A 22,452-nucleotide genomic window follows, 5' to 3' on the forward strand; every position below is an offset into this window, starting at 1 on the left:
TTTGGAAGACCCGGCTGCGTGAACAGTCGCGATACGATCGGGCACCGATAGGGACAACGCGATGGACGAGAAGGTGGTCGAAGTGCGTTCGACGTGGAGCGAGGGCGCCCACGTCGACAACGCGAAGTACCTGGCCATGTATGAGGCCTCTGTCGCCGATCCAGAGCGGTTCTGGAGCGAGCACGGCAAGCGCATCGACTGGATGACACCCTTCACGAAAGTGAAGAACACGAGTTTCGAGCCCGGTCACATCTCGATCAAGTGGTTCGAGGACGGGCGGACGAACGTCGCTTACAATTGCATCGACCGCCACCTCGCGTCGCGGGGCGATCAGGTCGCGATCATCTGGGAAGGCGACGACCCGAGCGAGTCCAAGCACATCACCTATCGCCAGCTTCATTCTGAAGTCGGCAAGATGGCCAACGTGCTGCGCAATCGTGGCGTGTCCAAGGGCGACCGGGTCACGATTTACCTGCCGATGATCCCCGAGGCCGCCTACGCGATGCTCGCCTGCGCCCGCCTCGGCGCCATCCACTCCATCGTGTTCGGCGGCTTCTCGCCGGATTCGCTGGCCGGGCGTATCGAGGGCTGCGCCTCGAAGATGGTCATCACGGCGGACGAGGGCCTGCGCGGCGGCCGCAAGGTGCCGCTCAAGGCCAATGTGGATGCTGCCATCGCGCGCCTGCCCCAGGACAGCGTCGACCACGTGGTCGTGGTGCGCCGCACCGGGTCGTCGATCGCCATGGAGCCCGGCCGCGACGTATATTACGACGAGGCCGCCGCCCAGGTCACCGACGAATGCCCGGCCGAGCCGGTGGAGGCCGAGCACCCGCTCTTCATCCTCTACACTTCGGGATCGACGGGTCAGCCGAAGGGCGTCGTCCACACCACCGGCGGCTACCTCGTCTACGCCTCGATGACGCACCAGTACGTCTTCGATTACCGCGAGGGCGAGGTCTATTGGTGCACGGCCGATGTCGGCTGGGTCACGGGCCACTCCTACATCGTCTACGGGCCCCTCGCGAACGGCGCGACGACCCTGATGTTCGAGGGGATCCCGACCTATCCGTCGAACTCCCGCTTCTGGGAGGTGGTCGACAAGCACAAGGTCAACATCTTCTACACCGCCCCGACGGCGATCCGCTCGCTCATGGGCGGTGGCGAAGGCCCGGTGAAGAAGACCTCCCGCGCGTCCCTGCGCGTCCTCGGCTCGGTCGGCGAACCGATCAATCCGGAGGCCTGGGACTGGTACTACAAGGTCGTGGGCGATTCCCGCTGCCCCATCGTCGACACTTGGTGGCAGACCGAGACCGGCGGCATCCTGATCACGCCCCTGCCGGGCGCGACCAAGCTGAAGCCGGGCTCGGCGACGCGGCCGTTCTTCGGTGTCCAGCCTATCGTAGTCGATGCCGAGGGCAAGACGCTGGACGGGCCGTGCGAGGGCAACCTCTGCATCAAGGATTCCTGGCCCGGCCAGATGCGTACGGTCTACGGTGACCACGAGCGGTTCGAGCAGACTTACTTCTCGACCTATCCGGGCAACTACTTCACCGGCGACGGCTGCCGCCGCGACGCGGACGGCTATTACTGGATTACCGGCCGCGTCGACGACGTCATCAACGTCTCGGGCCACCGGATGGGCACGGCGGAGGTGGAATCCTCCCTCGTCGCGCACCCGAAGGTCTCAGAGGCCGCGGTCGTCGGGTATCCCCACAATCTCAAGGGCCAGGGCATCTACGCCTACGTCACCCTGATGGAGGGCGAGGAGGGCTCGGAGGAACTGCGCAAGGAACTCGTGACCTGGGTCCGCAAGGAGATCGGTCCGATCGCCTCGCCGGATCTGATCCAGTTCGCGCCGGGCCTGCCGAAAACCCGCTCGGGCAAGATCATGCGCCGCATCCTGCGCAAGATCGCCGAGGACGAGTTCTCCTCGCTGGGTGACACCTCGACGCTCGCCGAGCCGGCGGTGGTCGACGACCTCATCGAGAATCGTCAGAACCGGACGCACTGAGCGCCCCGTTCCCTTCGATCGCGCGGATACGGCAACCCCGTGTCCGCGCAATTTGCTGCGCCGACAATTCACACGCCTTCAATCCGGAAGCCGCCCTGACAAGAGGCGGATCCCTGGGAGAAAATCGTCATGGCCGATCTGGAGACTGCGCGGATCGCGCAGAGCCCGCACTTCAAGGAACTGGTCCACGAGCGGACACGCTTCGGCTGGACCCTCACCATCATCATGCTGCTGATCTATTTCGGCTTCATCGGCTTGATCGCCTTCGACAAGGCGCTGCTCGCCGTGAAGATCGGCGGCGGCACCGCCTCCCTCGGCCTCGTCCTCGGCGTCGCCGTGATCGTGCTCGCCTTCATCCTCACCGGCATCTACGTCCAGCGCGCCAACGGCCGCTTCGACCAGCTGACCGCTGCCCTCAAGCGGGATCTCGGCCGATGATCCGCGCGAAGCACCCCCTCGTCCTCGGCACCGCTCTGGCGGCCCTGGCCGTGACGGCGGCCTACGCCGCGGGCCCCGATCTCGGCGCGGTCAAGCAGTCGGCGACGAACTGGCCGGCCATCGGCATGTTCGCGTTCTTCGTGCTGTTCACCCTCGGCATCACCTACAAGGCCGCCAAAGGCACCAAGTCGGCGGCCGATTTCTATGCCGCCGGCGGCGGCATCTCGGCCGGCACCAACTCCCTGGCCATCGCGGGCGACTACATGTCCGCCGCCTCGTTCCTGGGCATCTCGGGCCTGGTCTACACCTCGGGCTTCGACGGCCTGATCTACTCCACCGGCTTCCTCGTCGGCTGGCCGATCGTGCTGTTCCTGATCGCGGAGCGCCTGCGCAACCTCGGCAAGTTCACCTTCGCGGACGTCGCCTCCTTCCGCCTCGACCAGACCTCGATCCGCATCATCTCGGCCACCGGCACGCTGGTGGTGGTGGCGTTCTACCTGATCGCCCAGATGGTCGGCGCGGGGAAGCTGATCCAGCTCCTGTTCGGCCTGCCCTACCTCTACGCGGTCATCATCGTCGGCGTGCTGATGATCGTCTACGTGGCCTTCGGCGGCATGAAGGCGACCACCTGGGTGCAGGTGATCAAGGCCTGCCTGCTCCTCGGCGGGGCGACCTTCATGGCCGGCGCCGTGCTGTACAAGTACGGCTTCAACCCCGAGACCCTGTTCGCCGCTGCCGTCGCCACCCACCCCAAGGGTGACGCGATCATGGCGCCGGGCGGCCTCGTCAACAATCCGATCGAGGCGATCTCGCTGGGTGTCGGCCTGATGTTCGGCACGGCCGGCCTGCCGCACATCCTGATGCGCTTCTTCACGGTGTCGGACGCCCAGGCGGCCCGCAAGTCGGTGTTCTATGCCACCGGCCTGATCGGCTACTTCTACATCCTCACCTTCATCATCGGTTTCGGCGGTATCGCCCTGCTGATGTCCGACCCGGCCTACTTCTCCCTCGACGCGGCCGGCGCCTTCGACAAGCTCAAGGGCATGATCGGCGGCACCAACATGGTGGCGGTGAACCTCGCCAACGCAGTGGGCGGCCCGTACTTCCTGGGCTTCATCTCGGCCGTGGCCTTCGCGACCATCCTGGCGGTGGTGGCGGGCCTGACGCTCGCCGGCGCCTCGGCGGTCAGCCACGACCTGTACGCTCAGGTGATCGCCCGCGGGCGCACCAACGAGGCGGCGGAGGTCCGGCTCTCCAAGATCGCCGCCGTCGTCATCGGCATCGTGGCGATCTATCTCGGCTACGTCTTCGAGAACCAGAATGTCGCCTTCATGGTCGGCCTCGCCTTCTCGGTGGCGGCCAGCTGCAACTTCCCGGTCCTGACCATGTCGATCCTGTGGAAGGGCACCACCACCTGGGGTGCCCTTATCGGCGGCCTCGTCGGCCTCGTCGCGGCGGTCGGGATGGTGGTGCTGTCGAAGGCAGTCTGGGTGACGACCTTCGGCAATCCCGTGGCGATCTTCCCCTACGACAACCCGGCCCTGTTCTCGATGCCGCTGGCCTTCCTGACGATCTTCCTCGTCTCGAAGCTCGACAACACCCGGCGGGCGAAAGCCGAGCGCGCACTGTTCGACGCGCAGTTCGTTCGCTCCGAGACGGGAATCGGTGCCGACGGCGCCCACGCGCACTAGCCGCCGCTGACCCAAACGAAGGCCACTCGAGGGGGGCGCGACGCGAGTCGCGCCCCTCTTCGTTTCCGGGCCGGACTTTAATCCCGGCCAAAGACAAAAAAACTTCGCGGACGGCTAAAAAAATATCTGGATTCGATCTCTCGCGGTCGTCGGGGGACTTGGGCGAAAACGTGGCATGGCCTAGCATCGAGCCGCGGGTCCTCAGACTTAGGCTCAGGCGAGCCGCGGGCTGAACAGTCCGGGCAGCTTTTGCCGCAATGCTGCGGTCGTCGCAGGGTCCAACACGTCACGGGCGGACTACGCCTGGGCAAAACAAGACTTGGAGAAACGTCCCATGGTTGCGTCCAGCGCAATTCCCGTCAGCGATTCGGCCACACGGCCGATGAGCGCCGGCGAGAAGAAAGTCATCCTCGCCTCCTCCCTCGGTACCGTCTTCGAGTGGTACGATTTCTACCTCTATGGATCGCTCGCGACGATCATCGGAGCGCAGTTCTTCTCGGCCTACCCGGAAGCGACGCGGAACATCTTTGCGCTGCTGGCCTTCGCGGCGGGCTTCCTGGTCCGGCCCTTCGGCGCCCTGGTGTTCGGCCGGCTCGGCGATATGGTCGGGCGCAAGCACACCTTCCTCATCACCATCCTGATCATGGGCATCTCGACCTTCTGCGTCGGCCTGCTGCCCTCCTACGACACCCTGAACGGCTACGGCATCGGCTGGGTCGCCCCGGTGACGCTGCTGGCGCTGCGCATGCTGCAGGGCCTGGCTCTGGGCGGCGAGTACGGTGGCGCCGCCGTCTACGTGGCCGAGCACGCGCCCCGCGGCCGCCGCGGCTTCTACACCGCCTTCATCCAGACGACGGCGACGCTGGGCCTGCTGCTCTCGCTGGTCATCATCCTGTCGACGCAGGGCTACGTGAACGGCGCCTACGCGCCCACCGTCACCACGGCCGCCGACGGCACCCAGACCACCATCACGGCCTTCCAGGCCTGGGGCTGGCGCATCCCGTTCCTCGTCTCCTGCGTGCTGCTCGGCATCTCCGTCTGGATTCGCCTGCAGATGAACGAGAGCCCGGCCTTCAAGAAGATGAAGGAAGAGGGCACCCACTCGAAGGCGCCGCTCTCGGAGGCCTTCGGCCAGTGGCGCAACGCCAAGTGGGCGCTGCTCGCGCTCCTCGGCCTCACCGCGGGTCAGGCCGTGGTCTGGTACGCCGGTCAGTTCTACGCCCTGTTCTTCCTCCAGAGCATTCTCAAGGTCGACCAGTTCACCGCCAACGTGCTGATCGCCTGGTCGCTGCTTCTCGCCACCGGCGGCTTCCTGTTCTTCGGCGCGCTTTCCGACAAGATCGGGCGCAAGCCGGTGATCCTCGGCGGCTGCCTGATCGCGGCGCTGACCTACTTCCCGCTGTTCGAGCAGCTCACCGCCAACGCCAACCCGGCGCTTTACCAGGCGCAGTCCACGGTGCCGGTGGTGGTCAAGACCAACCCGGACGAGTGCTCGTTCCAGTTCAATCCGGTGGGCACCGCCAAGTTCACCAAGGAGTGCGACGTCGCCAAGGCGCTGCTCGCCCGTTCGGCCGTGAACTACACCACCGAGGCGGTCGCCGCGGGCGCGCCGACCATCGTGACCATCGCGGGCAAGGACTTCCCCGTCGCCGACCCGGCCTTCGCCAAGTCGGTTCCGGCCGCCCTGACCGCCGCCGGCTACCCGGCGCCCGCCGGCAACGCCACCATCGTGAAGGTCGCCAACCCGATCGACATCTTCACGGGCCAGAAGCTCATCGTCATCGGCATCCTAACGATCCTCGTCCTCTACGTGACGATGGTCTACGGCCCGATCGCGGCGGCCCTGGTGGAGCTGTTCCCGACCCGCATCCGCTACACCTCGATGTCGCTGCCCTATCACATCGGCAACGGCTGGTTCGGCGGCCTGCTGCCGGCCACCTCCTTCGCCATCGTCGCCCAGACCGGCAACATCTATAACGGCCTGTGGTACCCGATCGCGATCGCGGCGATGACCTTCGTCATCGGCCTCCTCTTCATCCCGGAGACCAAGGACCGCGACATCTTCACCTACGACGAGAACCCGGTCCGCTGAGGCCGGCTCTCCCCCGAGGGGCCCCGCCGCGAGGCGGGGCCCTTTTCGTTTCAGGTGGCTTGAGGCTCGGGCGTCGTCAGGAAGTCGGTGACCAGCAGGGCGTGGTCGGCGATGCTCTGGCGGGCATACGCCATGGCGAAGTCGGCGACCGCCTCGTCGAAGGCGGACCCCTTGCCGAGATAGCCGGCGATCATCGCGGCATCGCCCGAGCGGGCATGGGCGCGGGCGAGGGTCGTGCCGCAGAGCCGGGCGTAGGGCTTGGCCCCGCTCTCGGCGAGGATCTCCGCCACCGCCGACAGCTTCCGGTTCTTCAGCTGGCGCACGTAGTAGCAGCGGCCGCTCGCGTCGGAGACCGTCGTGCCGAGGAAGAGGTCGCTCGCCGCCTGCATGATCCGCTGGCCGTCGATGACCCGCTGGCCTTCCGAGGCGACGCTGAAGGGCTTGAGCGCGAGCTGGCCGATCACGGACGGGCGGGCTTCCTTGATCTGCAGGAACAGCGGGGCGCCGTCCGCGTCGCTGTAGATCCCGACGGCGCAGACCAGCCCCACCGAGCCGATGCCGACGACCTTGAAGGCGACGTCGCGCTGCGCGTAGCGCGAGAGGAGGGTCCAGCGGTCGGCGGTGAGGCTGTGCGGGTAGGCTAACAGGGCCGCCGCCGCGTCGCGCACCGCCTCGGTGAGGCCGCGGGGCCCCTCGTGGAAGATGATCGGCGCCTTGTCGGCGATGCGCCACTCCACCGGGTCGGTCTCGTGCGGGGCCACCGCGAGGGTGGGCACGTCGCCGCGGCTGAGGCCATCGGTATTCTCGGTCCCGGCCTCGGACAGGAGGCGCCGGCAGAGGTCGCCGTCGCCGAGGCGCCCGACCTCGTGGTCGAGGTCGATCCGGCTGTGCCAGATCGCCAGGGGCGAGAGGGCCGCGAGCTCGCGCATGTGTTCGCGATAGGCCCGGACGCCGGCCCGCGCCGCCCGCCGCGCCTTGTCCGCGCCGTGCGGCAGGGCGGCCAGGGCGATGCTGGCGGCGAGGCGCTTCACGTCGACGGTGAAGTCGACGTTCCACAGGGTCTCGTCGAAATCGTTGATGTCGAACAGCGTCTGCCCCTCGGGGCTGCGGTAGACGCCGAAATTGCCGATGTGGCAGTCGCCGCAGGCCTGAACCGGGATGCCCGGCACCGGTACGCCCTCGAGGTCCGCCGCCATCACGGCGGCGGCCCCGCGCAGGAAGGCGAACGGGTCGGCCCGCATCCGCTCGCGGCGCAGGGGCACGAGCTCGGCGAGCCGGCCGGTTTCCCCGGCCTCGAGGACCGCGAGGGGATCGCGCTGCGGTGCGGGCCGCCAGTCGGCGTGCGACTCCCGCGAGACCTGCTCGCGCAGGCGCTTGCCCGCCGCCCGGCGCTCGTCGCGGCGGCTGGATTGGTGCGTATGAGTCATGGGATCGGGCCTCGTGGACTCGAAGAAGCGTAGCCGTTCCCAGCCGCCCGGGCGAGGCGTCAGTGCCGGAAATGGCGGTGGCCGGTGAACACCATGGCGAGACCCGCCGCGTCGGCGGCCTTGATCACGTCGGCGTCGCGCATCGAGCCGCCCGGCTGGATCACCGCCGTGGCGCCGGCTTCCGCCGCCGCGATCAGCCCATCGGCGAAGGGGAAGAAGGCGTCGGATGCGACCACCGAGCCCTTGGCCAGGCTCTCGGTCGCGCCGAGGCGCTTGGCGCCCTCGGCGGCCTTCCAGGCCGCGATGCGCGCGGAATCCACCCGCGACATCTGTCCGGCCCCGATGCCGACCGTCGCGCCGTCGCGCGCATACACGATGGCGTTCGACTTGACGTGCTTCGCGACCCGGTAGGCGAAGCGCAGGTCGGCGTATTCGCGCTCCGACGGCGCGCGCTGCGTAACGACCGTCAGCGGCATGTCGTCGACCACCGCGGCGTCGCGGGCCTGGACCAGGAGGCCGCCCGCGAGGGTCTTCACGGTCTCGCCGGCCCCGCGCGGGTCGGGCAGGCCGTCGGCCAGGAGGAGGCGCAGGTTCTTCTTGCCCGCGACGATCGCGATCGCCTCCGCGGTGGCGTCCGGTGCGATGATCACTTCGGTGAAGATCTCGACGATCCGGCGCGCCGCCTCGGCATCCAGGGGGCGGTTCAGGGCGACGATGCCGCCGAAGGCGGATGTCGGATCACAGCTGAGGGCACGCTCGTAGGCTTCGACGAGGCTCGCGCCCTCGGCCACGCCGCAGGGATTGGCATGTTTGATGATCGCCACCGCCGCCGAGCGCGCAGGGTCGAACTCGGCCACGCATTCGTAGGCCGCGTCGGTGTCGTTGAGGTTGTTGTAGGACAGGTCCTTCCCCTGGAGCTGGCGCGCTGTGGCGACACCCGGGCGCGGCAGGCCGGGAGACCGGTAGAAGGCCGCGCTCTGGTGGGGATTCTCACCGTAGCGCAGGGGCTGGGCAAGGCTGCCGCCGAAAGCCCGATAAGTGGGCGTCGCCGCGCTCTCGATCTGGCCGGCGAGCCAGTTGGCGATGGCCGCATCGTAGGTCGCCGTGCGGGCGTAGGCCTTCTGGGCGAGGCGGCGGCGGGTCTGCGCGTGCAGGCTGCCGGCATTCGCCTCCAGTTCGGCGAGGAGATCGGCGTAGTCCGCGACGTCCACCACGACCGCGACGTCGGCGTGGTTCTTCGAGGCGGCGCGGATCATTGCCGGGCCGCCGATGTCGATGTTCTCGACGCAGTCGTCGTAGGCGGCGCCCTTCGCCACGGTCGCCTCGAATGGGTAGAGGTTGACCACCAGGAGATCGATGGCGCGGATCCCGTGCGCCGCCAGGGCGGCCTGATGCTCGGGGTTGTCGCGCACCGCCAGCAGGCCCCCGTGGACGCCGGGATGCAGGGTCTTCACCCGCCCGTCCATCATCTCGGGAAAGCCGGTCAGGTCGGCGACCTCGGTGACCGGGAGTCCGGCCTCGCGCAGAGCCTTGTGCGTCCCGCCCGTGGACACGAGCGCGATGCCGAGGCGGTCGAGGGCGGTGGCGAACGCGACGAGGCCGTCCTTGTCCGAGACGGAGAGGAGTGCGCGGGTGACCCGCACCTGGTCATGCGACATGGCGTTGCGTCCGGAGGCAAGCGACGAGAAACTGAGCGGCGCCTACCATGAAATTGTGCGCTGCGGCCAGTCGTCCCCTCAGCCCTGGCGCGCCGGAACCCGGGCGAAGCCCCAACGGATGCGGGTGTCGTCCGCGACCGGCAGGTAGAGCACGATCTGGTCGGTGCGCCGGGCGCCGGTGATCCCCGCGAAGTAGACGCTCTCCTCCAGGGCCACGGGCACGCCCTCGGCACCGAAATGCCAGATTTCGCCGATCGGCGAGGTCAGTTCGAGGCGGCCGTCGTCGAGACCGCGCGCGGCGATCGCCGGATGGAGGTGAAAGCGCACCGCCACCTCCTGCGGCCGATGCCGGGCCTTGCCCCGCTTGCCGGCCGGCGGACGCAGGAAGGCGTCCTCGCCTTCGAGGACGTTGCCGTTGCTCGCCAGGCGCCAGCGTCGTTCGTGGACGATGCCGAGATCGCCCGCATAGCCGTCGTGGCGCGCCGCCAGGATGGTGGCGCCCTCCTCCGTCGTCCGCTCGGACTTCACGTCGCGCGGGCCGCGCAGGATCACGGGTCCGATCCGGTGCGAGAGCCAGGTCACGGCCCAGCGCTCGTACCAGGCTCCCCCCCCGACGAGGAAGCGGCAGGACGAGGTGTCGCCGACCGTCGCGGTGGAATGGGCGGCGGTGCTGCGGGCGAGACGGCGCAACTCGGGTCCGCTCGCGGGCAGGCCGCAATTGACGACGATGCGCTGGGGGCCGCTCGACATCTCGAAGGACAGGCACCCTGCCCCGGCGTTGATGGAATCGGGCAGCGGCGGCGGCGCGCCGACATCGGCGACGACGAGGACCCGCCCGCCCTCCAGGCGCTCGTAGCCGGAATTCGGCGCGTGCATCATCGGTTGGGCCAGGGCGCCGTCGTAGACCAGCAGGGTGGCGAGGTGGTCGGCCGCCGTGGCGCCCATGCCGTTGAAGTGGCTCAGCGACGCATCGGGGTGCCGGAGCAGGCGCAGGAGCGGCAGCATGCGGTCGATGGCGTGCAGGAGCGCTTCCGGCGGGTCGATGCTGCGCGACAGGAAGCTTTGGCGCAGGGGCAGCAGGTCGAGGAGCAGTTCCATGGCGAACCGCGGATCGCGGCTGCGATGGCCGCCGTCGCGCAGGATCTGTCGCTCGAGTTCCCGCACCAGGATGCGGGTCGAGCGGCGCAAGATCGCCTGGATGCCGTCGCAGCACAGGCCCGCGTAGCAGAGCGCCACCGCCGCCAGCAGGCGGTTCTGCGGGGCGATGCTCCGGCGCAGGTCGCTCTCGAGGTCGCGGGCCGTTTTGCCGAGGGCCTTCAGGAAGGCCTGGTAGAAGGCGTGGTCGGCCCCCTCCAGGACGAGGGGCGACTGGCACAGGAACGAGATCAGCCGGCGGGCGGCGACCGGCGTCGGCCGGGCGAGGGCCGCGTCGCCCCGGCCGGCGATGAAATCGGCCACGAAGGCGCGGGCATTGGCGCGGGCCAGGGCCGTATCGGCCGCGCGCAGGTGGCGCAGCCAGCCGAAGCCGTAGAGGATGTCGGCCCATTCCGGAGAGGGCGGTGCGTAGTCGAAGGGCGAGCGACCGCTCACAGACAGGGAGCGCCCGGCGAAGACGAACAGGCCGGCATAGATGTCGTCGGCGAAGGTCGCGTCGCTGGTGCGCAGGTCGTGCGGTGCGATGACGAGCGCTGTGACGCGGGCGCGGGCCAGAATATCGGGTCGGCCGGTCACCCGGGCATAGGTGTCGCGCACCGAGCGCGCGACTTCGCGTCCGATCAGCCGATAGAAGCGCCAGCGATCAGTCCCCCAACGCACGCGCTCTCCTCTTCCGGGGGCACAGCCGCGGGCTGGCGTCGCTCCGCGTCCTGTCCATCTTGTAACTAGGCCGTGGGCCTTAACCTGCGGTTAACCTCAAGTCACCCGCCCCATCGGGGGCAGACGGCCTCATTCCGCCGGGCCAGAGGCGACCGGGCGCATCGGCCGGGCGCTGCGGGCATCCGCGGCCTTCAGCGCCTTCCAGCTGTTCGGCTGCGCCACGAAGGCCCGCAGCGCCGCGGTGTTGGCCGCCGCTTCCTCGGGCGAGAGATCCTGGCGGGAGACGGCGTCCGCCTCGGCGAACTTGCCCTGCAGCCCGAGCACCAGGGCGAGGTTCTGGCGTACCCGTGCGTCGGCGCGGGGCTGTTCGGCGGCCCGCCGCAGGGTCGACTCGGCCTGCGGCAGCTGGCGGCCGAGGGCGTAGGAAAGTCCGAGGTTCGACAGGATGACGGGATCGTCCGGCTGGATCTTCAGCGCCGCCTCGTAGAAGCCCTGGGCCCGGGTATGGTCGTTGAGCTGGTCCGCCACCGCGCCCTGGGCGGAGAGGACGCGCCAGTCGGGACGCGCCGGCGTGTGGGCATTCTGCAGGACGTCGGCCGCTTCCTGGAACCGGCCGACCTCGGACAGGCTCTTGCCGTAGGCAGCCAGGACGGTGTTGTTCTTCGGGTTGCGCAGGGCCGCCTGCTGCAGGACCGCGACGGCCTGCGTCTTCTGGTTCGTGGCGCGCAGGGCCTGGGCGTAGCGCAGGGCCAGCGACAGGTCGTTCGAGTCGGCGGCGTACTTCTCGCCGAGGGCCTCGACCTCCCGTCGGCTGATGACGGCGGGGCTCGGGGAGCGGCCGAAACCCGGAAGGGAGATCCCCCCGATGGAGCCGGTCGTTTCCGGCGACCGGGACTGGCAACCGGCGGTGAGGGCCGCCACGAGCGCTGCCGCCAGGACGGGCATCGGGCGCACCCGGGAGAAGTTGACCAGCGGCCGGACCATGACGCGCTCCACGACGGCCCGCAGGGGCCTTAGGATTTGCTCCGGCGAGCGCTTCGCGCTCCCGTTGCCCCGGTGATAGAGCGTTAACCCTAACCCGCCGTTAATCTCCCGCCCCTGCCCTCGCGAGCGCCATGACCCAGACCCTGTCCCGCCTCGTTGCCGATCCGGGCGACGCGATCCCGATCCTGAGCGTCACTCCGGAGACCTGGCCCCGGCTCGAGGCGGCGCTGCCGGCCCCGCAGGCGGCCTATGCCCGCGCGACCGAGTTCGTGCCGAAGGCCGGGCGGATCGCCCTCCTCCCGGCGGCCGACGGTCGGCTGGGGCAGATCCTGTTCGGCCTGGGCGATCGCAGCGATCCGCTGATCGCCGGCAAGCTCCCCGGCGCCCTGCCGCCCGGCACCTATCGCCTCGTTCCCGCGGACGGGTTCGATGCCGGCGCCGCTTCCCTCGCCTGGCTCCTCGGGAGCTATCGCTTCGCACGCTACCGCGAGGCCGGCTCCGAGCGCCCGGCCCTCATCGTGCCGGACGGGGTCGACGGTGCGGCCGTCACCCGCATCGCCGAGGCCGTGGCGCGGGGCCGAGACCTCGTGAACACGCCGGCGAACGATCTCGGTCCGGCCGAGATCGAGGCCGCGGTGCGCGCGGTCGCCGAGCGCCACGGCGCCACCGTCTCGGTCGTGACCGGGGAAGACCTCGCCGCGGCGTTTCCCCTCGTCCACACGGTCGGGGCGGCCTCGCCGCGGGCCCCGCGCCTCATCGACCTCGCCTGGGGACCGACGGACGCGCCCCGGGTGACCCTGGTCGGCAAGGGCGTCGCCTTCGACACCGGCGGGCTCGACATCAAGCCATCCAGCGGCATGCTTCTGATGAAGAAGGACATGGGTGGCGCCGCCGCCGCCCTGGCGGTCGCCGACATGGTCATGGGCTCGGGGCTGCACCTGCGCCTGCGCCTGATCGTGCCGGCCGTGGAGAACGCCATCTCGGGCAGCGCCTTCCGGCCGGGCGACGTGATCCGCAGCCGGGCCGGGCTCACCGTCGAGATCGGCAACACCGATGCCGAGGGGCGGCTGATCCTCGCCGACGCCCTCGCCCTGGCGGATGCCGACGCACCGGACCTGCTCCTCGACTTCGCCACCCTGACGGGTGCGGCACGGGTCGCGCTCGGACCCGACCTTCCGGCCTTCTTCACCGAGGACGAGGCGCTGGCCGCGGCGGTGTCCGAGGCCGGGATCGCCGTCGCGGATCCGGTCTGGCGCCTGCCCCTGCACAAGCCCTATGCCCGCCTGCTCGATTCGAAGGTCGCCGACCTGAACAACGTCTCCGGCGGCCCCTTCGCCGGGGCGATCACGGCGGCCCTGTTCCTGCGCCGCTTCGCCCCCGGCACCCGGGCGCACGTTCATTTCGACCTGTATGGCTGGAACCCGTCCACCAAACCCGGTCGGCCGGAGGGGGGCGAGGTGCAGACCGCCCGCCTCGTCCACGACCTCCTCGCGCGCCGCTATCCGAAAGCCTGATTGCGAGGAGGCCCGCCCGGGCGCGTGGCTTCAGAGGCCGAGCATCGCCTTCTCGGATTCGTAGGCGGCCCGGACCGGCTCCGCCCCGTAGAGCCGCTCCAGCCGCCGCACGGTGAAATGCGCCCGGGCGGTGGACTGGAAGTGGTCCATGAAGGCGGCGTTCACCGCCGCCCCACCGACGGCTCCCAGGATGGGGACGGCCTGCGCCGCCACCTTCTGGGAAACGACCAGGCCGAAGCGGGCCGCGATCTGCGTCGAGAAGCGGATCAGGGCCGGCGCGGCCTCGTCGAGGAGGGCGCGGTTGCCGGCATAGCGCGCCGCCTCGACCATCGTCTTGGCCAGGGCCGCGCGTACGGCGAAGTAGCCGCTCTCGGTGAGCGCGCTGCCCGCCGCTTCGCGACCGCCCAGGGCGAAGACCTGCACGCAGGCCAGGGCATTCTCGGGATCGCTGAGGTCCTCGCCCTCCTCCCGGGCGATCTGCGCGATCGAGCGCAGCATCAGGGTGGTGGAGACCGGCAGTTCGATCGCGAGCGTCGCGAGGCCGAAGGCGCCCCCGAGGGCACCGGAGACGGCGGCCATCGCCTTGTGGCCGAAGGCGCTGGAGGGCAGGTACTTCGCCAGGCGCGTGGTCGTGCGGACCGTCGCGGCATCCGTGTCGGCCGGACCGGCGAGAAGCGGATCGGCCGGAACCGCGATCGCGCGTCCCTCCGGCAGCGTCGCCAGGGCGACCTTGAGCGAGGCGCGCATGGCGCTCTCCGTCGCCTGCGACACCGCGTCGGTGACCTGCGCCGGCAGGGCCCGCCCGATCATGTCCAGGGGGGCGCCGGCCACGGCCGAGAGCCGCGCCGCGAGGCCGGGCTTCTCCAGCGCCTCGACGGCGCGCCGCAAAGCCGCCCGATCGGCCTCGCTCAGGCCGGGAATGCCGGGGCTCACGGCCGGGGCGGTGGTGGTATCGTCGACGAGTTTGATGTTGCTCACGTCTGCTGTCTCATCCGTGTGCCGGGTGGGGTTTCGCGGGCCGGCCTGCGCCAGGGTGGTCCTGGCCGGTGGAAGCAAGGCCGGGGCCCCGCGGATGGTTCCCGCCGATCTCGTCGCCCGCGGCCGCTTCGGGGCGGACCGGGTCCGTCGCGGTCGCTTCGGCGGCGGACACCTTTCGCCCGCCCGCCCGGCCGACCAGCAGGCAGAGGACGACCACCGGGATGCCGACCGCCGCCGTGAAGGCGAAGAAGACCGGATATCCGTAGGCCGCCACGACGAAGCCGGAGGTGCCGGCCACGAGCTTGCCCGGCAGCGCATAGAGCGAGGAGAAGAGTGCGTACTGCGTCGCCGCGAAGCCCGGCGCGGTCAGGCTCGACATGTAGGCGATCAGGGCCATCCCGGCGAAGGAGCCGCAGAAGTTGTCGATCGAGATCGTCGCCGTGAGACGCCAGACCTCCGGTCCGCCGAAGGACAGCCATGAGAAAGCGAGGTTCGAGGCCGCACCCAGGAAGGCGCCGACCACGAGAGTGGGGAACAGGCCGAAGCGCGTCATGGCCCAGCCGCCCACGAAGGCGCCCGCGATGCCCACCCAGATGCCGTAGAGCTTCGAGACGGCTCCGATCTCCACGAGGCTGAACCCCACCTCCCGGTAGAGGGGGCTCGCCATCACGCCGGAGATGAAGTCCGGCAGGCGATAGAGGGCGACGAGGAGCAGGATCGCCCAGAGGCGGGCGCCGAGCCGCGTGTGCAGTTCGGTGAGGGGCTCCAGCACCGCGCCCCGGAAGGTCCAGGTCCTCGCCGGGGCGGCCGGCGTCGCGTCGGTGATCGCGCGGTCGTAGGCCGGAGCGAGCAGCGCGGCCACCATGCCGACGGCCATCAGGGCCGCCATCGACAGGTAGGCGACGTTCCAGCCATAGGCGCTGGCGATGAAGAGGGCTCCGGCACCGGCCGACATCAGGGCGAGGCGGTAGCCGAGGTTCGAGGTGGCGGCCATCACCCCCTGCAGGTCCGTGCCGGCTGCGTCGATGCGCCAGCCGTCGATGACCACGTCCTGCGTCGCGGCGCAGAAGGCGACGAGGAACGCACCGAGGCCGAGAAGCGCCAGGCTGGTGCCGGGATCGGCGAAGGCCATGAGGCTCAGCGACAGGGCGACCGCGCACTGGGTCGCGATCATCCAGGCCCGGCGGCGGCCCAGCGCCCGGCTCAGCACCGGCACGTCGAACCGGTCGATGATCGGGGCCCAGAAGAACTTCAGGCTGTAGGGGAGCGCCAGATAGCTGAACAGGCCGATCGATTTGATGTCGACGTCCGAGTAGGCGAGGCGCGTCGAGAAGGTCCCGAGGACCAGCAGCAGCGGCAATCCCGACGAGAAGCCCAGGGCGAGCATCAGGAGGATCCGGGGATCCTCGACGATGTCCCTCAGTCGGAGGCGGCGGCTCGGGATCTCCAGCGCTTCGCTTTGGGCCATGGCATGGAACTCCTGGGGGCCGAAAGGCTTGATGCCCGCAGACCATAGCAGGCCTCCGCGCCGCCCCGGCACGGGGCTGTCGCCGGGCCCGCGTGCCGTGGCGCATCGCTTACCATCGGCAGCATGCCTTCCGAAATCTTAACGCGAGGTCTCGCATCTTCCTGTTAGCGGCCCGATCGCATCCAAGAGGTTCCTCGATCCAGGTGTTGACGGCGGGGTTTCCCGGCAGTTCAAGTCTGTGGTCGCGCCCGAGTGGACCGGCGACGGGCCAACGTTCAGGTCAACATTTCGGGTGTCTCGTCTTGGCTGAAGCCGATCATGACGCATAGGGAAACGCCGGCCACCGGAGCACACGGCCTCGGCATCAGCGCAGGCGCATTCGTGGCGGCGTTCACCGCGAGTCCGACGCCCATGGTCCTCACCGACCCGCGCCAGCACGACAACCCGATCGTCTGGGCGAACGAGGCCTTCCTGAGTCTGACCGGGTACGCCTGGGAGGAGATCTCGGGTCGGAACTGCCGCATGCTGCAGGGGCCCGAGACCGATCCGCGGGCCGTGCGTCGGTTGCGCGACGCGGTGATCGCCGGGCGACCCATCGAGATCGAGCTGGTCAATTACCGGAAGGACGGGACCTCGTTCTGGAACGGCATGACGGTCGCCCCGGTGCACGATGAGACGGGGCAGATCGTGCATTTCTATTCGGCGCAGGCCGACATGACCGGCAAGTACCGGACCGAAGTCGCGATGAAGGACGCGCACGACGAGCTCGAACGACGGGTCGGGGAGCAGACCGCCCACCTTCGCGCCGCCCTCGAGCAGAAGACCGCGCTCCTCCACGAGGTCGACCATCGGGTCAAGAACAACCTCCAAGTCATCTCCTCGCTGATGCTTCTCAAGGCGCGGCGCACCCCGCGCGGAGAGGCCAAGGATGCCCTGCAGGGCATGGCGGAGCGCATCGGCGCCCTCTCGACGGTGCACCGGATGCTCTACTCCACCGGCGATGTCACGCGGTTCGACCTGCGCGAGTTCGCCGACGACTTCGTCTCAGAGCTGGTGGCGGGGCTCGACACGGACCGGACGGCCGTCAGTGCGGAGATCGACTCGATCGCCGTATCGGCCGCGATGGCGGCGCCCCTGGCGCTGATGTTGCACGAACTGGCGACCAACGCCGTCCGGCACGCATTCCCGGACAGCCGGCCCGGGCGCGTCACGATCAGCGCGCAGCGCAGCGACGACGGCCTGCGCATGCTGATCGAGGACGACGGCGTCGGTTTAGCCGGCGGCACGCCGAATCCGGCCGGCTTCGGTCGCTCCCTGGTGGAGATGGTTGTGCGGCAGCTTCGCGGGGTGATCGCCTGGAGCGACGTCGCGCCGGGCACCCGCGTCGAGATCCTCGTTCCCCTCGATGCGATCTCCCTCCAGAGTCCCATCACGGATCGGGCGCCGGGGCCCGAATGGGCTTCCCCATGACCGAGACGCCCCTGCGGATCCTCGTGGTCGAGGATGAGGTCCTGATCGCCCTCGAACTGGAATGCCTGCTCGATGACCTCGGCCACATCACGGTCGGCGTCGCGGGGAATTCAGCGGACGCGATCGCCCTGGGGCAGGCGACCTCCCCCGACGTGGCGTTCGTGGACATCCACCTGATCGACGGCCCCACCGGCGTCGAGGTGGCCCGCGCCCTCAGCGCCGATCCTCACACCACGGTCGTGTTCATGACCGCGAACGCCAAGCGCATTCCCGACGATTTCGCCGGCGCGGTCGGGGTTATTGCGAAACCCTATTCCGAGCGGGTGGTCGCCGGCGCGCTGCGCTACGTCGCCGACCGGCGCGCGGGCCTCGCGGCCACGGTCGAGGGGCTGGACGGGTTTCGCCTGGCCTCGGCGCCCGAGACCGGCGAGCGGCATACACCGGTCCGTTGAGGTCCGGGGAGCCGACTTCGCGGCTCCCGGCACGCGAACGGGCTAGCGATTCGTGGGTCCGGCGCCAGCGGTAGCCAAGGCGCGGCGGTTCTCGGCCTGACTGCTGACTTCTCCATAGAACTTGTTCGCATCGCCGAGCTGGATCGAGGGCTGGCAATTCGGCGTGCACGAATAGGATTCGCGCTCGAGACCGCGCTGAACCGTGATGACGGCCGCCTGCGGCGCCTGCACGCTGATCGTGGATTCCGCCAGCATGTGGCCGGCGGCGTCGAGGGCGATCAGGTTGGTGCTGCCGAAGCTCTTCCCGGTCAGGATCAGGATGCCGTTACGCTGGAGGGCGACGTCGGCGATCATCGGATTGCCGACGATGACGGTCTGGGTCTTCTCGGGCAGGCGCATGACCTTGGCGTTGTCGACCGTGACCGCCACGATGGTCGGCGGCGCGTCCGGTGCCTGAGCGCGCACCGACCCGCATCCGAAGACGGCGTACCCGGCCAGGAGAAGCGCCGTCAGGATCCGGAGAGGGATGTGGGACGGATTGGTTGGGGAGTGCATCGGACGCTCACTGGACCGCACGGCACGACGCAGATCGTGATTGATCTCGGTGCATCGGGACGCACCCACCGGCCGAAGCTCGACGACCAAGAGACACCAGTACGGTAAACGAACCGATAATCGCGTTGTCCGACTTGTGATGAGAGACCCTCGTTAGAACCGCCCGTGAATGCGGGTGGCGTGAAGACGACGCGTGCGAGCACCAGAAGTCTCGGATCGGAGCCGCAAGCTCCGCGGCCGAGGGCGGCGTGCGGCTTTTAACCAACCCTTCACCACATCACGAAGCGGTTTCCTCCGCCGGGGTTTCGGCGACCGATTTAACCCAATGGCAACGGCGCCGGGGCACACTCCACCTGTCGCCGATTGAGACGCCTACAGCGTGAACGGCACATGCCTTTCCAGGGGAGTTTTGCCATGACCACCATGTTCAAGCGTTTCGTGGCCGACGAGTCCGGCGCGACCGCGATCGAGTACGGCCTGATCGCGTCTCTGATCGCCGTCGCCGTCGTCACCGTTCTGACAACGGTCGGCACGAACCTGCGTGCGACCCTCACCACCGTGGCGAACAACCTCAAGAGCTCGTAATCGCGGTCCGCGCACCCGGGACGGTCTCGCGGCTACGGCCCCGGTGGCCGAGCGGTTCGCTGTAGATCTTCCGATTTTGCCGGTTTCGAGGAGTATTGCGGGATGTCCGCGATGCTCCTCGCTCCGTTTCGGATCTGCGGGATCGTTCGCGCGCGTGGCGTGCGCCCTTTCGGGTTTCGCGGCACGGACTCTTAATCCCGGTCCGGGATCATGGGGCAAGACCGCGGTTCCCCAGGGCCTCCCGCCCGCGAGAGACCCGCGCCCGCGAAATGTTGCGCCCGCAAGAGACAGGACCGAGAACGACATGGCCAGCGTCAGCCTCCTCGTCGTGTTTCCGTTTCTCATGGCCTACGCCGCCGTCAGGGACCTCCTGACGATGTTGATCCCCAACACCGTCTCGGTGGCACTGGTCGTCGGCTTCGCGGTCTTCGCCGTCGCCACCGGCCTGGGCTGGGACGATCTCGCCGGGCACCTCGGCGCCGGCGCCGCGACCCTCGTGGTGACCTTCACGCTCTTCGCCTTCGGCTTCATCGGTGGCGGCGACGCGAAGCTCGCGGCCGCGACGGCCCTGTGGATCGGCTTCGACCAGCTGGCCGGCTACCTCCTCATCGCCTCGCTCGCCGGCGGCGCACTGACCCTGACGCTCCTCGCGTTGCGCCAGCAGCCGCTCCCGCCCACGATCGCCCGCCTTCCCTTCGTGCTTCACCTGCACGATGCGAAGACCGGCGTGCCCTACGGCATCGCCCTCGCCCTCTCGGCGCTCCTTGTGCTGCCCGACACGGCCATCTGGCTTCGCCTGGTCGCGGTCTGAACGGCATTGCTCCTCGGTTCGGCAATGCGTCGAACCGATTACTCCTTGTTAACCGTAATTTGAGGAATGCCAGGCCACTCTGAACCGACACGGCGATGTGCCGTCGCAGGTTCGAGTTCGGCGATGAAACCAGCCAGACTGGCCGTCCTTGCCATAGCCCTCGTGGCAGGTGGTGGCGCGGCGTTGTTGATCAGCGGGGAGGACAGGCCGGTCGTGCAGCCGGCCGCCATCGTTCCGCCTCCCGTCGTGCCGATGACGGACGTGCTCGTCGCCGCCGCCGAATTGCCGATGGGCCAGAACATCCAGGCACCGGACCTGCGTTGGCAGCCCTGGCCCAACGAGGCCGTCACCAGCGGCTACATCACCCGCACCAATTCGCCCCGCGGCATGGAGGAGGTCGTCGGGTCGATCGCCCGGTCGAGTTTCCTCGCCGGTGAACCGATCCGGCCGCAGAAGCTCGCCCGCTCCGACGGCGGCTTCATGGCCGCGATCCTGCCCGCCGGCATGCGCGCCGTCGCCATCACCATCGATGCGATCGGCAGCAGCACGGCAGGCGGCTTCATCCTCCCCAACGACCACGTGGACGTGCTCCGGACCTATCGGGACGAGGAATCCTCGCGCGGGAGCGCGGAGGTGCAGGTCTCGGAGACGTTGCTCCAGGACGTGCGCGTCCTGGCCATCGGGCAGATCCTCCAGGAGAAGAACGGCAACACCGTCGCCACCGGCCAGACGGCGACGTTGGCCCTGACGCCGGCCCAGGCCGAGACCGTCACGCTCGCCCAGAAAGTCGGGCAACTCTCGCTCTCCCTGCGGAGCCTCGTGGATAGCGGGCGCGCGGGCGAGCCCATTCTCGAGGGTCGTCCGGAGACGGCCCTGACCGTGGTGCGGTTCGGCGTCGCGAAGCAGCAATCGCGTCGCTGAGGGAAGCACACGCACCATGACTGAGGACACGTCGATGACCCTCTCCCCCTGGCCGGCGGCGCGCCGCACCCCGCTGCTGGCTTGCCTCCTCGCCGGCCTCCTGCCCAACGCGATGGTCAATCCGAGCTACGGCCAGCCCTCCGGCGGACTGACGGCGGCGCCGATCCTCGCGGTCGGGACCAACGAGGCGGCGACCTCGCGCCGGATCGATCTCACCATGGGACGCTCCCTGGTGATCGATCTGCCGCGCGACGCCAAGGAGGTCTTCGTCGCCAATCCGAAGGTCGCCAACGCGGTCGTCCGCTCGACCCGGAAGGTGTTCATCATCGGCATGGAGAACGGGGCCACGTCGATCTTCATCATGGATGCCGAGGGCCGGCAGATCACGGCTCTCGACGTCACGGTGGCGCGCGACCTCAACGTGCTGCGCCAGACCCTGAACCAGAGCATCGCCGGGGGACGCTTCGACGTGCGCGCCGCTGGGGATTCGGTCGTGCTGACTGGGACCGTCAACTCGGCGTCCGAGGCGGCCCAGGCCCTCGACATCGCCAATGCCTTCGTGGGGATCTCGGCCGCCGGCGCCGCGGCGCGCGGCGCCGTCATCAACAACCTGACGATCCGCGGCAAGGATCAGGTCATGCTGCGCGTCACCGTGGTGGAGGTGTCGCGCACGGTCCTGAAGCAGTTCGGCGTCAATCTCAGCGGCGGCTGGTCCGGCCTGAACCTCGTCAACACGGCGCCGCTCGCCCTGAACGGCGGCTCGTTCCCCACCGGCAACCTCCTGTCCGGAACGATCAACGGGCCGGGCGGAGCGAACCTCACGGCCACCCTGCGGGCCTTCGAGCAGGCCGGCGTCTCCCGTGTTCTGGCCGAGCCGACCCTGACGGCGATCTCCGGCGAATCGGCGACCTTCACGGCCGGCGGGCAGATCCCGGTCCCGTCGAACCTGAGCTGTACCTCCGTCGGCACCAGCACGATCCAAACCTGCGTTCCGAGCGTCAGCTACAAGGATTACGGCGTCAGCCTCAACTTCACGCCTGTGGTGCTGGCGGAGAACAAGATCTCGGTGCGCGTGGGCACCCAGGTCACCGAGATCGACCAGCAGAACGCCCTGAACCTGAACTTCACCGGCACCACCACGGCCGTGCCGGGCTTCACCGTCCGCAAGTCGGAGACCACGATCGAGCTCGCCTCCGGCGCGACGATGATGACCGCCGGCCTGATCCAGCAGCGCAACAAGGCGGCGATCACCGGCTTGCCCGGCCTGATCAACCTGCCGATCATCGGCGCGCTCTTCCGGTCGCGCGATTATCAGCGGCAGGAAACCGAGCTGATGATCATGGTCACGCCCTACATTGCCAAGCCGATGGAGCCGCGCCAGGTCTCCCGCCCGGATGACGGTTTCGTCGATGCGCAGGATGCGCAGGCCATCCTGCTCGGGCGCTTCAACCGCCTCTACGGCGTCGCTGGCGCCAGTCCCCTCGGCAGCGCCTATCGCGGCCGCGTCGGCTTCATCACCGATTAGTCCGGCGCTCTCCCGACCGATCCAGGCGCTCCGGCCCCGGCCTCAGCAGGACCCTCC

At 69.2% G+C, this 22,452-nt stretch carries 18 protein-coding genes; 11 read left to right on the forward strand and 7 right to left on the reverse strand.

Annotation, left to right across the window (positions count from 1 at the left end):
* Positions 1-61 precede the first annotated feature (61 nt).
* The 4 genes from acs (at position 62) to ASG51_RS10170 (ending at position 6,232) form a co-directional block, all read left to right on the forward strand.
* Complete coding sequence (gene acs, locus ASG51_RS10155) at positions 62-2,011, forward strand: acetate--CoA ligase (protein WP_056380587.1); 1,950 nt, start codon at positions 62-64, stop codon at positions 2,009-2,011.
* 129 nt (positions 2,012-2,140) lie between these two features.
* Entirely contained in the window at positions 2,141-2,449 is a 309-nt protein-coding gene (locus tag ASG51_RS10160) for a DUF485 domain-containing protein (protein ID WP_056222348.1), read from the forward strand.
* Entirely contained in the window at positions 2,446-4,140 is a 1,695-nt protein-coding gene (locus ASG51_RS10165) for a cation acetate symporter (protein ID WP_056222351.1), read from the forward strand. The genes ASG51_RS10160 and ASG51_RS10165 overlap by 4 nt, the downstream gene beginning before the upstream one ends.
* Before the next feature lie 334 nt (positions 4,141-4,474).
* Entirely contained in the window at positions 4,475-6,232 is a 1,758-nt protein-coding gene (locus ASG51_RS10170; protein ID WP_056380590.1) for an MFS transporter, read from the forward strand.
* Positions 6,233-6,282: 50 nt separating this feature from the next.
* On the opposite strand, the gene ASG51_RS10175 is transcribed toward ASG51_RS10170, so the two are convergent.
* The 4 genes from ASG51_RS10175 to ASG51_RS10190 form a co-directional block, all read right to left on the reverse strand.
* Positions 6,283-7,659 (reverse strand): DUF2252 domain-containing protein, encoded by a 1,377-nt coding sequence (locus ASG51_RS10175; RefSeq protein ID WP_056380591.1) that lies wholly within the window; start codon positions 7,657-7,659, stop codon positions 6,283-6,285.
* A 59-nt stretch (positions 7,660-7,718) separates the two neighbouring features.
* The gene (gene purH, locus ASG51_RS10180) at positions 7,719-9,317 is read right to left on the reverse strand and encodes a bifunctional phosphoribosylaminoimidazolecarboxamide formyltransferase/IMP cyclohydrolase (protein ID WP_056380594.1); all 1,599 of its coding nucleotides are present in this window, start codon (positions 9,315-9,317) and stop codon (positions 7,719-7,721) included.
* 78 nt (positions 9,318-9,395) lie between these two features.
* Complete coding sequence (locus tag ASG51_RS10185; RefSeq protein ID WP_056274481.1) at positions 9,396-11,132, reverse strand: heparinase II/III family protein; 1,737 nt, start codon at positions 11,130-11,132, stop codon at positions 9,396-9,398.
* A gap of 129 nt (positions 11,133-11,261) precedes the next feature.
* Positions 11,262-12,116, reverse strand: a complete 855-nt coding sequence (locus ASG51_RS10190; RefSeq protein ID WP_056380597.1) for a CDC27 family protein — start codon at positions 12,114-12,116, stop codon at positions 11,262-11,264.
* A 131-nt stretch (positions 12,117-12,247) separates the two neighbouring features.
* On the opposite strand from ASG51_RS10190, the gene ASG51_RS10195 reads away from it, so the two are divergent.
* Positions 12,248-13,630 (forward strand): leucyl aminopeptidase family protein, encoded by a 1,383-nt coding sequence (locus ASG51_RS10195; RefSeq protein WP_056380599.1) that lies wholly within the window; start codon positions 12,248-12,250, stop codon positions 13,628-13,630.
* 30 nt (positions 13,631-13,660) lie between these two features.
* Here the strand turns inward: ASG51_RS10195 and ASG51_RS10200 are convergent, their stop codons facing one another.
* Positions 13,661-14,599, reverse strand: coding sequence for an EcsC family protein (locus ASG51_RS10200; RefSeq protein ID WP_244480122.1), 939 nt, complete (start codon positions 14,597-14,599; stop codon positions 13,661-13,663).
* A 19-nt stretch (positions 14,600-14,618) separates the two neighbouring features.
* Positions 14,619-16,076 (reverse strand): AmpG family muropeptide MFS transporter, encoded by a 1,458-nt coding sequence (locus ASG51_RS10205; protein ID WP_056380602.1) that lies wholly within the window; start codon positions 16,074-16,076, stop codon positions 14,619-14,621.
* 318 nt (positions 16,077-16,394) lie between these two features.
* Between ASG51_RS10205 and ASG51_RS10210 the strand changes: the two genes are divergently transcribed.
* Both ASG51_RS10210 and ASG51_RS10215 read left to right on the forward strand, forming a co-directional pair.
* Complete coding sequence (locus tag ASG51_RS10210; RefSeq protein ID WP_056380604.1) at positions 16,395-17,546, forward strand: histidine kinase dimerization/phosphoacceptor domain -containing protein; 1,152 nt, start codon at positions 16,395-16,397, stop codon at positions 17,544-17,546.
* Entirely contained in the window at positions 17,543-17,998 is a 456-nt protein-coding gene (locus ASG51_RS10215; RefSeq protein WP_082487410.1) for a response regulator, read from the forward strand. Before ASG51_RS10210 ends, ASG51_RS10215 begins: the two co-directional genes overlap by 4 nt.
* A 42-nt stretch (positions 17,999-18,040) precedes the next feature.
* Here the strand turns inward: ASG51_RS10215 and ASG51_RS10220 are convergent, their stop codons facing one another.
* The gene (locus ASG51_RS10220; RefSeq protein ID WP_244472656.1) at positions 18,041-18,463 is read right to left on the reverse strand and encodes a pilus assembly protein N-terminal domain-containing protein; all 423 of its coding nucleotides are present in this window, start codon (positions 18,461-18,463) and stop codon (positions 18,041-18,043) included.
* Between the two features lie 504 nt (positions 18,464-18,967).
* On the opposite strand from ASG51_RS10220, the gene ASG51_RS10225 reads away from it, so the two are divergent.
* The 4 genes from ASG51_RS10225 to ASG51_RS10240 all read left to right on the forward strand — a co-directional run bounded on the left by ASG51_RS10225 (position 18,968) and on the right by ASG51_RS10240 (position 22,395).
* On the forward strand, positions 18,968-19,138 hold the full coding sequence (locus ASG51_RS10225) for a Flp family type IVb pilin (RefSeq protein ID WP_056222398.1): 171 nt from the start codon (positions 18,968-18,970) through the stop codon (positions 19,136-19,138).
* A gap of 304 nt (positions 19,139-19,442) precedes the next feature.
* Positions 19,443-19,949: a prepilin peptidase gene (locus ASG51_RS10230; protein ID WP_056274464.1), complete on the forward strand. Its 507-nt coding sequence runs from the start codon at positions 19,443-19,445 to the stop codon at positions 19,947-19,949.
* Between the two features lie 123 nt (positions 19,950-20,072).
* A complete protein-coding gene (gene cpaB, locus ASG51_RS10235) occupies positions 20,073-20,870 on the forward strand; it encodes a Flp pilus assembly protein CpaB (protein ID WP_056380607.1) in 798 nt (265 codons plus the stop codon).
* Between the two features lie 112 nt (positions 20,871-20,982).
* A complete protein-coding gene (locus tag ASG51_RS10240) occupies positions 20,983-22,395 on the forward strand; it encodes a type II and III secretion system protein family protein (protein WP_156648059.1) in 1,413 nt (470 codons plus the stop codon).
* Positions 22,396-22,452: the final 57 nt, after the last annotated feature.

This window comes from Methylobacterium sp. Leaf465 (genome assembly GCF_001424705.1).
Lineage (GTDB): Bacteria > Pseudomonadota > Alphaproteobacteria > Rhizobiales > Beijerinckiaceae > Methylobacterium.